Raw genomic sequence first — 13,111 nt, forward strand, 5'->3', positions numbered from 1 at the left:
AAGAACTCAAGCGTGCATACTCTGGCCTGCCGTCAGTGCCCCGTCGGCTCCGCGCTAACTGGTTTTGGCAGGAATACCCGGGCAACGCCGGGAACTGCACCGGCCACATCGGCGGTCGATCGGATGTCGCCAATCACCACCTCGACCGCACCGTCGGCACGCGCGAGGCGGGCCTGTTCCTCGCTCTTGACGAAAGCACGTACGGTCTCGCCTCGCTCGGCCAGCCTGCGCCACGCTGCGGCCCACTCCCGCGCCGGCTCCGGTCACCAGGATCATCTCCACCACGTCCACTCCTCTCGTCGACAACCGAACCGGCATGCGCCGTATGCGCTTTTGGACGCGACTTCATTCCGCTGCTCGTCGAGCGTCGCGCCCATGAACAGATCGCCGGCTCGTCCTACCTCGCTCCCCCGGAACTGAGCACTACCGCCCCCTGAGGTTCGCCCCGGAGAACTTCTTCCCCCGCCACTGCAGATGTGGCTCAGTGGACGCGCTCAGCGAGCACGGTGGCGATATCAACTGCAGTAGCGCAGTTCTCATCCACAACGCCAGCATTTTTGAGCGCGTACTCGAACTGGATGGTCCCACCCGATGGCACCGACACCCACAGCTGGCACGTTTGAGTGCCACTGAAGTTGCGGTCATCCTCGACGAACGCCGGCCGCCCAGCGACGGCCAGGGTGCGAAAGTTCACTTCATTGCGGTAGGCGTCCTCAAGGTCCTCGAATTGCCGCCAGATGTCGGGCAGGAAATACATCACCGCCGTAGTGGGCGCGGTGGGCAGGCTCTGCCACCGACAAAACCCGGAGCCGTCCCCGACCACACCCGGACTGACCATCCCGAACCGGGCCAGGTCGGCCTCGTCGAACACCGCGCACTGATGGTTCACCAGATCCGCCAACGTCCAGGGCGGAGACGACGGCGGCGGGGTATCAGATCCCCGAATCGTCACTGGCGTCGACGGCTGCGGCCGCGAGGAACCACCGTCGTCACCGAGATCGCACGCTGACACCACAAACCCCACCAACAGCACCACCGCGATCGCACGACTGAACCTCCTGCACCGCAACACAACATCCCCCTTACGTGCCCAACATCACTCAGTTCTCTTCCGGCACCACACGGCTAGTTTCTACCGGGTCGGCTGCGGTGGCGACCACGGCGGCGGATGGTAGTCGCCAGGCTTCGGTAGCGGAAAGGTCAAAGTCGGAGAGCTCACCGGCGGCGGCACGATGATCGTTGCTTCCGGATTCGCGTGCATCGCCTCAGTCAGCACCGTGATCGGCGGCGAACCCACGTCGCGCGCGTCCTGTTCGCTGATAGGCACATCGCCCACGACCGGGATGACCGTAAACCACCCCTTCGATTCCAAGATGCGGGCAGCGAACAAGTACCACTGACCGGGCGCGAGTGGTACGTCGCCGCCCAGGGACATGTACACCCCGGCCACTGTTCCCCCTTGCTGATTGACCAACGCGGTGCGCGCGACCGTACCTTTCACCACTACGCCGACAGTGACGTCGTACTGCGTTTCCGGACCACCTCCTAGAGATTCGGTGCCAGAGAGTGCGGCGACCTGCCCGGTGAAGATGTGGGTGGCCATAGCCACCAGGTTGCGCGGGTCGGTGGTGTCGGCGACCGGGTCATAGGGCATGACCAGAGTGGACGTTGCTGAATCGAGGGTGACAACACCGCCGGGCCACTGCGAATCACCCTTGCTGTCACCACATCCCGCCAACATCGCGACGGCCACCGCAGCCGCGCACGCCATCCGATGCGGCGACCGTCCACTTATGTTCACCACAACCCACCCTCCGCTGCCGAATCGATACCCCGCCGACAGGCCCGTCCCCGACAGTCTGCGCCCCGGCGCCTGCGTCTGCCCGAGTTACGACGTGATCGCCATGACTGGTCGGTGGTCAGACCCAGGGGTATTGCGTCGTTCGGCGGGGTTGTCGGTGATCGACGGGGTGGCGCCGGCGTGGTCGGTGGTCACCGCACCGTCGGCGATCTGATCGACCAGTGCGTGGCTGACCAGGATGTGGTCGATCAGTTCACGGCGGCCGCGGTAAATACGGGAGAACCGTTGATCCTCGGGGATGCGGGCGGCGAGGTTCCACAAGCGTTGACGATCGCCACTGTCAGGTTGGGTGTACCCGCCGGTGCCGATCTCAGATCCGGGCGGCCCCGCCAGCAGCTGGGTGGTCGCAGCATCGACGGTGTCATTGAGATCACCGAGCACCACCACCGGTGCGTCATCAGCGGCGGTGAGGATCGTTGTGGCGGCCGCACGGACCGTCGCCGCCTCCGCTGCCCGCCGGAACAACGCGTAGGTAGCGAACCGGGCCCGCTCATCCTCATCGCGAGGATTGAACCGGCCGCCAGGAAAGGTCAACAGTTTCGACTTGAGGTGGCAGGTCAGCACATGCATCCCGTCGACCACCGCATGCAAGGCGGGCCGGCCCATCGCCGTCTCCCCCACTGCGGTGTCATCGATCTGGACCGGGCGCAGCCCGTCGAGGAACGGGCCCACCTGGTACACCTGCGACAACGGGGTACGAGCTGCTATCGCCACCCTGATCCCGCGCCCGTCCGGATCAGCGGTCTCCACATGCCACGTACCGCCGACCCGGCCCAGCACGTCGTCGAGGGCTTCGGGGTCACCGATCTCCTGCAGCGCAAGAACATCCGGGTCCATAGCGGTGATCGTCGCCGCCAGCGCATCGGCCTTGGCCGCAAACTCGGCCGCACCGTCCGGGCCGCTGTCAGCGTTAGGGGTGAACAAGTTTTCCACATTCCACGTCGCGATCGAGACCATAAAGCCCACTGTCCCAAGACGTGAACGGGCAAGCGCGGAACCTCGGTGACCTCAAGCGAACGATCCGGTGAACACCTGTCATCCACCATGCGCGGGCAACGATCAGCGTGCGCAAGACTGAAGCCGACGAGTCCCGGCGGAACGGTAGCGTCGGCCTGGTGATCGTCTGGATTAACGGCACCCACGGCTCGGGAAAGACAACGACCAGCCGCCTCCTGCCGACGCTACTTCCAGATACACGAGTGCTCGACGCCGCGAACCCCGGCGATGCCCCCAATTTGATCGCGAGCTACGGGACCAACGGCGAACTCGGCTACGTGAAAGCGTTAGACCTACCGGCCACCGACCCCGGTTCGTCAACCGGACAGCGGTTCTCAAGACTCCTGTACGCCAACGATGGACAAACCGTGAAGGGTGAGTTCACCATCAGCTGATGACCCCCGGTAGTTGGCACGATCTTTTTACCCAGCGGGCCCGGCGACTCGAGACCAATAACTCGGGAACATTCGCCGGGTCAGCTGGCGTTCCGCCGACGCCAGAATGCTCCAGCGTTTGGAACGAAGTCAACCACGAGATGTCCTATCACGCGTTTACAACGAGTCTCGCCACCGTCAACCCATCGCTTACAGTAAAACCTTCCGGCGCTAAATCTGCATCCTGGGAGCGACCCATTTCCCCGGTTAGACCGGCAGCTTCCCTGCGGGGGACGTCGAGATCTCGTTCGCCAGCTCGCAGCCTGGGTAATCTGACCGATCTATAGCTACCAGATCGATCGATACCACCTCCGATCACGCAAGCGTCGATAGAAGCACCAGCTACACGTTCAGAGGACAGATCCTTTATGATCTGCGTAACCCGTTGTGTTGCAATTGGATTCGTCTCCGTTGACAAGGTAGGCATTTCGCCGACTCCTGCATCTTCTTCGCCGTCGTCGTTCTGATTCTCACTGTCCTCTTCGAACCCGGCATCAGCGGGAGCTCGAGGCGCCGCTGCTACAGGCTCCCTTGGTAACCCAGCACCGTGCCGCTCAACGGGGATGGCCGTTCATTTTGGTCGGGGCGGGTCGTGGTGGGATCGCGAAAGCAGAGATCGCGGCGGCGACGGCAGCGGCTACCGAGGTGAACAGGAAGGCTTGCTGGAAGCCGGTGTTGTTCCCGTCGGCGACGAGACTGATCGCGGCGACGCTGGAAGCGGTGGCCACACCAACGGAGGCGCCGAATTCGTGGAAGGTGCTCAACAGGCCCGAGGCTATGCCGGCTTCCTCCGGACCGATTTGGCCCAGGGCGGTGGCTGAGGCCACAACGAACAGCGCGCCGATGCCGAAGGCGGAGAAGCTGACGCCGATCGTGGTGGCCAACGTCGTGGACCAGACCGCGGGCACCAGCAATCCTATGGCGGCGACGATCATGCCCGAGGCGCCAAGTGCGCGCGCTCCGAGACGGCCGATGAGGCGTCCGACGAGGTTGGCTCCGGCCATGGTGGCCAGGGCGATCGGGAGGAATAGCAGTCCGGTGGTGAGAGGTCCGTGGCCGGCCGACTGTTGGAAGTAGAAGGTGCCCAAGAAGAACACTGCGACCATCAGTGCTGTGCCGATCATGATGACGAACACTCCAGCTCCGACCGGTCGCCGGCCCAGAAGGCTGAGTTTCATCAGCGGCGATGAAGCGGTTCTCTGACGCCAGGTGAACAGCAGGTAGAGCACCACCGCGGTCCCGGCGGCCGCGACTGTTTCACGACTGGTCCAACCAGTCTCGCCGGCAACGGTCAGAGAGTAGATGGCCGAGCCCGTGGCTGCTGTGACCAGCAGTGCGCCAAGAACGTCCAGTGACGACTGGGGCGTCCGTGCCGGGGGCAACGGTGGCAGCACACGCAGCAGGCCGATCAACACAATCAGGCCTACCGGGATGTTGATGAAGAACACCCATGGCCAGCCTGGCCCGGCGGTGATCAGTCCGCCGAGCAGAACCCCTACCGCCGCGCCCCCGCCGCCCAAGGCCGACCAGATACCCAGGGCGCGATTGCGTTCATCCCCGACGAACAATCGAATGACCACCGACAAGGCCGCAGGTGAGAGCATTGCCGCTCCGACGCCCTGCGCGACTCGGCCGCCGAGCAACCATTCGGCATTCTCGGCGAGCCCAGCTGTCAGGGATCCGGCGGTGAAGGCGACGAGGCCTGCGAAGACAAGCGGCTTGGCCCCGTACAGGTCTGCACTTCGCCCACCGAGCAGCATCAAACCGCCGAACGTCAGGGTGTATGCGGCAACCACCCACGTCAGCGCCTCGCGCGACAGGCTCAGATCCGTACCGATCTGCGGCAGCGCGATCGCCACCACGGTCACGTCGAGGATGAGCATGAACTGGGCCGTACCCAATAGGGCGAGAGCAAGCCACCGCTTCGGGTTCAGCCCCTCGCCAATTTCCGAAATGTCCGTCGCGGAATTCATCACAGCCTCCTAAGTCATACACGAGCGTTCGAGTTATTCGCTGGTACGATAACTCATACAGTCGTGTACGGGAAGTGGGGATTCATGTCGACCGCCTCTCCGCGGGTCAACGTCAAAAGGGCTGACGCTGTCCGCAACGTCGAGCGCATCCTTGACGCCGCGATTGCCTGCCTGGCCCAGCGTCACAACGCGACGATGGCCGACATCGCCAAGGAGGCCGGACTCGGGCGGGTGACCCTCTATGGTCACTTCGCTTCTCGGCCTGAGCTCATCGACGCCGTCGTCGCTCGCGTGATCGAGCGCGGCGAGCAGACGTTGGCCGAAGTCAACACCGAGGGAGACGCCCGCGAAGCGCTGGCCCGTGTGATCGAGAGCAGCTGGCAATTGGTGAATCAGTCGCGCTCGGTCATCGCCGCCGCTGCAGAGGAGCTCTCGCAGGAACGCATCCGCCAACTTCATGACAGCCCAGCAGCCAGAGTAGAATCACTGATTGAACGTGGTCGCCGCGACGGGTTGTTCAGAACCGATATGCCGACCTCATGGCAACTCGCCGTGGTCCACCAAGTCCTTCACGGCGCAGCGACCGAGATCGCCGGCCACCGCCTCGATCCCGCCGACGCGCCCCGGATCATCATCACGACCGTCTTCACGCTTCTCGACGCCCGCTGATCCGAGCCGAACTATCGCGGGCTGACGCTCCCAAACAGAATCGCCCTAAACGCATCCGAACACGTGCGGCCGGCCCTACCGCACCCCGTGTGCACACGAACACGCTGCATGCGCTGCAAAATTCTCCACGGCCGCCCAATCATGCTCGACCGGCTTAACGAACTCGAAGCAGACCTGTCACCCGCCGAACCATAGCCCAAGCAAAAGGGGCGGATCGGCGGGGTCGAAGGCCTCACCCTCACCCTGTCGTTCCTTGCCCCAGAAGCGCGCCGGCTTCGAGCGCCTGAATCCCACTACGTCTACGCAACTGGGCATTACTGCCGAAGTTTCCCCTCTAGCGCCACACCGCAGCGACTGGTTGATCGTCGGGCCAGACGGTTCATCCTTGGTGCGCTGTTGCCAGGCGCGGGCACGCTCCGTACTAACGGGCATCCCTGCTCCTGGTGTGGTCCTAGGAAGTGAACGTTGGCGGTCCGCTGTGTGGTCGTTGCACTTGCGCGAAGGCACTCGTGGCCGCCAATGTCTGTAGGGCGTCGAACAGCTCGTCACCTCGCGGTGATCGGGGATGGCTGTGAGCACCGGCCCGAAGAATCACTGTCCGTTGATGCACATGATGGGGCTACCGCTAGAGTCACCGAGATTGTCCTGGCTCTGCTGGTGTCCCACGCGCACCGCACCGTCGTAAGTCGAGTCGTCGAGACTGTCAGCTAGCTGGGGATCGAGACCGCTCTCGGAGAGTGCATCGGCCACCATTGCTGTGGACACGTCGGCGCTCTGGGGGTGCACACGCTGGCCCAGGCGGTGCAGAGCGGTCCCAGTGCGCTGTCGCCGGCCCTGCCATGCGCAGCAGCCAGGACACGGCCCAGTTGCTCGGACACTTCCATGTGGTGACGTTGCTGCTCGGAAACATCTGCGCCCTTGTTGAACACTGCCAAACCTATTTGCCGCCAATCGATCTCGATGTCGCGGCGCCGCGCGGTGTTGGCCAGGCACCGGTAGGTGGCCCACGCGAACGGGCATGCCGGGTCAAAATAGAACGTCACTGCGCTCATAGGTACTCCTTCAGGTCACGGACTGTTGGACGTGTTGGCTCACTGGGAGTCTGCCGCTTCCAATGCGGCGATAGCGGCCGAGAGTTCGGCGGACGCTTCGGTGGCCACCGGCGCAAGTTCGGCTTCTCCGGAGACCTCGACCATCAGGTCGGGGTTCATGGCCTCGATGATCGAGTTCGATGGATTGGTGGGTCAACGCGGACCACGACATTGCAGGGCAACAGCAGACCGATCTGGCGATTGACTCCCAGTGCGCGATGGGCCAGAGGTGGATTACAGGCACCGAGGATCAGGTAGTTTTCCATGTCCACATCGAGCTTTGTTTTCAGGGTGTCTTTGACGTTGATCTCGGTGAGGATCCCAAAACCTTGGTCGGCCAGTGCGGCGCGGGTTCGTGCGACTGCCTCGTCGAACGGGAGGTGGAGAACAGTGGAGATGGACAGTGCCATAATAGTTTTCCTTCCGGGCGGGGTGTACTTGATCGGATTCAGCGGAGTTCGGTGCGGCGTGGTAGTCCCAGGCGGTGCATCAGCAGGCTGGCTGGGCACCAGCCAACGGCAGCGAAGAGCAGCAGGTTCGCCGCTACGAAGGCGGTCAGCAGCAGCCACCAGGTCGACAGGCCAGTAGCCAGGGCCAGGCTCACTAGAATCATGAATCCTGCCAGAAGTGGCACTGCTCGGTCGACCGTCCACCTAGCGGAAGTTGTTCGGGTGTTCATCGGGTAGAGGCCTTTCTGGTGGGTGCTTAGTGGGAAAACGAGATGGCGGGCAGAACCTTTCGGAGCCAGATCGGTGACCACCATGCTGCCCGTCCGGAGATCCGGAGCAGTGCTGGTAGGAGCATGAGCCTGATCAGGACTACGTCGAGCAGAACGGCAACACCGAGGATGATGCCCATCTCTTTGGGCGGCAACGGGTCTGCCAGTGCGAAGGTGAAGAACACTGCGACCATCACCGCTGCCGCGGCGAAGATGATGCGTCCCGAATGAGCCATGCCGTCGATCTGCGCAGTATCGGCATCGCCGGTGCGTTCAAAGTGTTCTTTGGCCGTGGCGAGCAGGAAGACGGTGTAGTCCATGGCGATGGCAAAGATCATCGCGAAGAAGAACACCGGGCCCCAGCCGTCGAGGAACCCTTGCGGGGTGAACCCAAGCAGCCCGGACAGGTGGCCGTCCTGAAAGATTAGCTTGGCGACACCGAACGCAGCCGCCGTCGACAGGAGGCTGACGACGGTGCCGATCAAGGCGATCAGTGGGGCTTGCAGCGAGACCAACAGTAGGACGAACCCGAGGATCAAGATGATGCCGACGATCAGCGGGAAGTAGTCGTTGAGAGCCTGTTGCAGATCAAGGTTCTCGGCCGGGGCGCCGCCGACCAGCGCATTAGCGGGGAGTCCGTGGCGCAGGTCATCGACAATAGTGCCTAGTTGGGCATCGGAGGGATCAACCGCAGGCAGTGCTTGCAACAACACGTAGTCGGTGCCGTCGAGCGCCGGTAGCGCAGGGGTGACCATGCTGATACCAGGGGTCTGTGCCGCCGCCGTGGCAGCCTGCTGCGCCTGTGCTGAAGGTGCAACGATCTGGAGCATGCCGGGGGCTCCCTCCCCCATCTGCTGCTGAACCAGTTCATAACCCTGACGCACTGGTGCCTCCTCGGGGACCACCGAGATCGACGGCATAGCCACCTTGAGCCCGATGACCGGAATAGCCAGCGCGATCAACACCGCCAGCGAGCCGAGTGCGAACGGCCACGGGTGGTTGTGCAGGATCTTGCCCCACCGTTCGAACAACGGCGAACGATGTTGCTGGCGTTTGACGTACGGGAGCGAAGCAGCGTTCACCTTCGGACCCAGTGCGCCTAGCGTGGCCGGGAGCAACGTCAACGTAGCCGCGAGAACAAACGTCACCGCGAGCATGATGCCCACAGCCATCGTCCGCACCGCCGGCGCCGGCACCAGCAACACCGCCGACAAACTCACCAGCACGGTCAAACCCGACAGCACCACAGCCTTACCGGCGGTATCCATCGTTTCGGCGACCGCATGAGCCTTGCTGGTGTGATGTCTGAGAGCGTCCCGGAATCGGGAGACGATGAACAGCGCGTAATCGATGCCCAGGGCGAGGGCGAACATCATCGCAAAATTCATAGCCCACACCGAGATCGGCGTCACCTGATTAAGCAAAACGAGGCCACCGGCCGACGCGACCAGGCCCGCGATGGTGAGCAGCAACGGCAGCCCCGCGGCCACAAGCGAACCGAAAGCCAAAACCATGATCGCCAGAGTGACCGGCCACGAGAACAATTCGGCCTTGATCATCGCGTCATGGTTGGCCTTATTGAAATCGCTCCACAAGGCCGAGGCCCCTGTGGGATACACCTCGACACCATCACGCGAGAGCTTGGTGAGCTCCCCCTTGACCTCGCCGACAGCCCGAACCATGTCGTCGGTGTTCGCATTCGCGCCGGCGATCAAGATGCCGGTGTGCTGATCCGGACTGATCGTCATCCCCGGTTGTGGGGGCACCACCGCTCCGAACCGGAAGTCACCGCCGAACACTGTCGTGGCATTCGCGATCGTTTCTTGCATCACCGGGCTGTTGATGGTGTCCCGGTCAGAATGAATGACGACCTGCACCGCAGCCGACGAGTTCCCGCCGAAGTGCTGGCCCGCCAGCTCCCGCACCTGCACCGACTCAGACCCGTTGGCCTGCCATCCGGCACCGGCCAAGGAAGAAAACACCGATGGCGCAGCCGCCCCGAGACCGACGAGCACCAACAACCAGACGGCGAAGACCCAGCGGGATCGCCCGGCCATCGCCGAACCCCACCGGCCCAGCAGACCAGGCGCTGAGGTCGGTGGCGAACTGGGCTGCTGATCGGTGGTCGAGATGGCGGGCATGCAATTGATCCTTTTCTCCGAGATACCGGGGCTAGATACCCCCTGGGGTATCTATTCACAACCCGAAGGTACCCCCGGGGGTATCAATGGGTCAACCCCCGATCGGATCGCGTTCCCATACCCCCTGGGGTACCCTGGCACTTGTTACACAGACAGAGAGGCATGTCCCGTGACCGATGACGAAGAATCAATGGCGGCTGTACTGAACCGACTCCGCCGGGCACAGGGACAACTCTCCGGGGTGATCACGATGATCGAAGCAGGCCGCGACTGCAAAGACGTCGTCACCCAACTGGCTGCAGTGTCCCGAGCTCTCGACCGCGCCGGGTTCAAAATCGTTGCATCGGGGATGCGTCAATGCATCAATGGCGCCGACGGCGACCAACCGCCCCTGACTGAAGCCGAACTGGAGAAACTGTTTCTCGCCTTAGCCTGACGGCCGTGCCCATGTCCATAACCAGGCAGCGACGTCGTGGACTGGCCACGGGATAGGAGCATTCCCCTTGGACTACTGCAGTCAAGGGGCGAAATACGCTGCTACGGAATGCAACGTCGGTGGCATGCGGCTGCGATCCCGGTCCGCGCAGTGGCCACCAGGCGCTAGCGCTCGGAGCCCACAATCATGCCGGCGACCTGGTTGAGTTGGGCACGCGGGTACCGGGTTCAGTGCCAAGATCGCCGGCTTCTGTGGATGCAGCTCGAAGCGATCGAACAACCGATCCCGCCATTCACCCAACCGGGCCGATGCCGACTCGTTAATCGGTAGGTCAGCGCCGTCTACGTCGGCGATATGGGTACCGCGAGTTCACGGGCCACCTGCCACATCCCTGCCGTGAAGGGCCTGCGCGACATGCCCATCTCCACAGTCGGGAGGGCCGGGCGATCACTAGTCAGGGAGGTTGTGGTCCTGCGGGCTGGCCCCATCCCGGATCCCGTGCATCCGTTCGGCTGCTGCCGATCGTTGGGGCTGGCGGTCTAACAGACGTCGAGGGGCTGGGAGCCACCAGTTCCATTGTCCGAGTAGCCGCATGAGGGCGGGTACGAGGATGAGTCTGACCAGAATGGCGTCGATGGCTACGGCGATGGCGAGGGCGAAGCCGATCTGTTTGAGTTCGAGCATGTTTGCGGTGATGAAGCTGCCGAAGACGACGACCATGATGGCTGCGGCTGCGGTGATGGGTCGGGCGGTGTGAGCGAGACCTGCTGCCACGGCGTGTTGGTTGTCGCCGGTGGCGGCCCAGTATTCGCGCATCCGGCCGATGAGGAATACCTCGTAGTCCATCGACAGACCGAATAGGACCGCGAATACCAGTGTCGGTAGGTAGGTTTGGATGAATCCGGGGCTGGTGAAGTCGAGCAGCGATTCACCGATGCCCCACTGGAACACCACCACGGTGATGCCGAGTGCCGCTCCCGTGGCCAGCAAGTTCATCAGTATTGCCTTGAGTGGCAGTGCGATACTGCGGAAAGCAACGATCAGGAAAAGGAAGGACACGGTCAGCACCAGCCGATGACGATCGGCAATTTGGCGGTCATCTCGTTGTCGAGGTCGACGAACTCGGCAGTGCTGCCACCGATCAGGATGTCCGAGTCTGCCCCGACTTGTCGTGCGCTGCTTCGCAAGTCAGCGATGAGGTCGGTAGCTGCAGTGGAATCGAACGGCACCGACAGGATCAGCGAGGTAGCCAGTCGACCATCACTGATGGTGGAAGGTCCGAGAGCGGCTACCCGCGGATCCGCTTGTGCTTGGTCGAGGTACCGCGCGACGGCGTTGTGGCCGGCGTCGGTGAGTGGCCCGCCGGAGGTGTCAGTGGCTACGACTTCCACTGGGGACAGTGCGCCGGGAGGAAAGTGCGTGGTGAGGGTGGCTGCGGCTTGCCCCGATGGGGTATCGGACAGTGAGGTTGTACCCATGTCCAGCCCGTAGCGAATGCCTGTCAGCGGGAGCGCCGCAAGCAGCAGGATTGCTACGGCGATGCTGCCGTAGAGCGCCGGCCGTTTCATGATTCGGTAGGCCCACTGGCCCCACCGTGTCCGGGCGGCGTCGTCCAGGTCAGCTGATAGTTCGGCGGGTTGGCATCGGCGTGGCGTCTGCCCGCAGTTAATTCTGGGGCCGAGCACGGCCAACAATGCAGGCAGCAGGCATAGGCCGACGACGAGCATGGCGGTGACTGCCGTAGCGACGCCGATAGCAATCCCCCGGAAGATGGGGGCTGGGATGACGACCAGCGAGGCCAGGGAAATCATCACGATCACCCCCGACGCCAGAATCGTGCGGCCCGTGGTCGCCAGGGTGCGGGCGACGGCGGCGTCGATCCTGTCTTGGTCGGATCGGTCAACAATTGCGCCGGCGTTGAGTTCTTCGCGGTAACGGCTGACGATGAACATGGCGTAGTCGATACCTACTCCGATGCCGATCATCGTGGCCACCGACATCGTCAGCGAGTCAAAGTCGGTCACTGCGGTGAGGACAAACAACGTGCCTGCCGTGAGCAACAATCCCACCAGCGCCGCCACAACCGGCACCACCGCGGCAGTTACCGCACCCAGTGCAATGACCAGCAGAATCAAAGCCACTGGGATACCGATCATCTCTGCCCGTTGCGCGTCGCTGTTCTGGATCTCGGTGGCGTCGTTTTGGATTGGTGAGTAGCCGGTGACTGCGACCTTGATCTGCGGGCTATCAAAGCGCGACAGCTCATGTTGGAGGGTGCGTGCCACCATGGCCCGGTCCGCCATGTCACCGTCGATTCCGACCAGCGCTACAGCTACACCACGATCATTCGGCGACACCAGCTGTTGCCCACCGACGTCGTAGGGACCAGTCACCTCGCGCGCACCCTCCACCGAACGAGCTGCCGCGATCGCCTGGTCGACAACCTGACGGAACTCAGGGCTATCCACGGACACGTCGGCTCCGTCGAAGACGATGACGTCCTGCTCGGCCCCCAATTGAGGAAAGTGCTGCGCCAGGATCGCGTCGACGTGTTCGGACTCAGACCCGGCAATCCCGAAATCCATTGCCGTCAAACGCCGCTCCAGTGGCCCGAACGCCATCGCGCAGACCACGATGATCAACGCCCAGCTCACCAGGACCGGCCACCGCCGCCGGCTCACCCATCTGCCCCACCGAGACAACACCGAGCCAGGGGCTAGACCGATGCGTGGCGGCGTCGCCACTGTGACTTTCACCATATTCGGACGATAACATCGAATATCAACGATGAA

Annotated in this window: 13 protein-coding genes and 1 pseudogene; 3 read left to right on the forward strand and 11 right to left on the reverse strand. The window is 63.1% G+C overall.

Translation table 11 applies throughout. From position 1 onward, the window contains the following. Positions 1-32: 32 nt before the first annotated feature. From W823_RS59505 to W823_RS36750, 4 genes are all read right to left on the reverse strand, one after another. A complete protein-coding gene (locus W823_RS59505; protein WP_116917971.1) occupies positions 33-224 on the reverse strand; it encodes an NAD(P)H-binding protein in 192 nt (63 codons plus the stop codon). A 257-nt stretch (positions 225-481) separates the two neighbouring features. Continuing rightward, on the reverse strand, positions 482-1,024 hold the full coding sequence (locus W823_RS36740; RefSeq protein WP_161633980.1) for a DUF3558 family protein: 543 nt from the start codon (positions 1,022-1,024) through the stop codon (positions 482-484). A gap of 108 nt (positions 1,025-1,132) precedes the next feature. Then, entirely contained in the window at positions 1,133-1,804 is a 672-nt protein-coding gene (locus tag W823_RS36745; protein ID WP_133248758.1) for a hypothetical protein, read from the reverse strand. 84 nt (positions 1,805-1,888) lie between these two features. After that, positions 1,889-2,818, reverse strand: a complete 930-nt coding sequence (locus W823_RS36750; protein ID WP_023955823.1) for an endonuclease/exonuclease/phosphatase family protein — start codon at positions 2,816-2,818, stop codon at positions 1,889-1,891. A 107-nt stretch (positions 2,819-2,925) separates the two neighbouring features. Between W823_RS36750 and W823_RS58675 the strand changes: the two genes are divergently transcribed. Then, entirely contained in the window at positions 2,926-3,252 is a 327-nt protein-coding gene (locus tag W823_RS58675; RefSeq protein WP_023955824.1) for a hypothetical protein, read from the forward strand. A gap of 593 nt (positions 3,253-3,845) precedes the next feature. Here the strand turns inward: W823_RS58675 and W823_RS36760 are convergent. After that, entirely contained in the window at positions 3,846-5,264 is a 1,419-nt protein-coding gene (locus W823_RS36760; protein WP_023955825.1) for an MFS transporter, read from the reverse strand. An 84-nt stretch (positions 5,265-5,348) separates the two neighbouring features. Between W823_RS36760 and W823_RS36765 the strand changes: the two genes are divergently transcribed. Continuing rightward, positions 5,349-5,933, forward strand: coding sequence for a TetR/AcrR family transcriptional regulator (locus tag W823_RS36765; protein ID WP_038252471.1), 585 nt, complete (start codon positions 5,349-5,351; stop codon positions 5,931-5,933). A 707-nt stretch (positions 5,934-6,640) separates the two neighbouring features. Here the strand turns inward: W823_RS36765 and W823_RS58680 are convergent. The 4 genes and pseudogenes from W823_RS58680 to W823_RS36780 form a co-directional block, all read right to left on the reverse strand. Next, positions 6,641-6,985 (reverse strand): hypothetical protein, encoded by a 345-nt coding sequence (locus W823_RS58680; protein WP_235189430.1) that lies wholly within the window; start codon positions 6,983-6,985, stop codon positions 6,641-6,643. A 39-nt stretch (positions 6,986-7,024) separates the two neighbouring features. Next, a pseudogene (locus W823_RS36775) lies at positions 7,025-7,434 on the reverse strand (DUF302 domain-containing protein). A 38-nt stretch (positions 7,435-7,472) separates the two neighbouring features. Further along, the gene (locus tag W823_RS0128225) at positions 7,473-7,703 is read right to left on the reverse strand and encodes a DUF2892 domain-containing protein (RefSeq protein WP_031331613.1); all 231 of its coding nucleotides are present in this window, start codon (positions 7,701-7,703) and stop codon (positions 7,473-7,475) included. 26 nt (positions 7,704-7,729) lie between these two features. Next, entirely contained in the window at positions 7,730-9,883 is a 2,154-nt protein-coding gene (locus W823_RS36780) for an MMPL family transporter (protein ID WP_023955828.1), read from the reverse strand. A 169-nt stretch (positions 9,884-10,052) separates the two neighbouring features. Here W823_RS36780 and W823_RS36785 point away from each other — a divergent pair, with 169 nt between their 5' ends. Beyond that, complete coding sequence (locus tag W823_RS36785; RefSeq protein WP_023955829.1) at positions 10,053-10,319, forward strand: metal-sensitive transcriptional regulator; 267 nt, start codon at positions 10,053-10,055, stop codon at positions 10,317-10,319. Positions 10,320-10,769: 450 nt separating this feature from the next. On the opposite strand, the gene W823_RS58685 is transcribed toward W823_RS36785, so the two are convergent. Then, positions 10,770-11,387, reverse strand: coding sequence for an MMPL family transporter (locus W823_RS58685; protein ID WP_235189432.1), 618 nt, complete (start codon positions 11,385-11,387; stop codon positions 10,770-10,772). Then, on the reverse strand, positions 11,381-13,078 hold the full coding sequence (locus tag W823_RS36790; RefSeq protein WP_235189434.1) for an efflux RND transporter permease subunit: 1,698 nt from the start codon (positions 13,076-13,078) through the stop codon (positions 11,381-11,383). Before W823_RS36790 ends, W823_RS58685 begins: the two co-directional genes overlap by 7 nt. Positions 13,079-13,111: the final 33 nt, after the last annotated feature.

Origin of the sequence: Williamsia sp. D3, from assembly GCF_000506245.1 — a bacterium.
Classification (GTDB): domain Bacteria; phylum Actinomycetota; class Actinomycetes; order Mycobacteriales; family Mycobacteriaceae; genus Williamsia; species Williamsia muralis.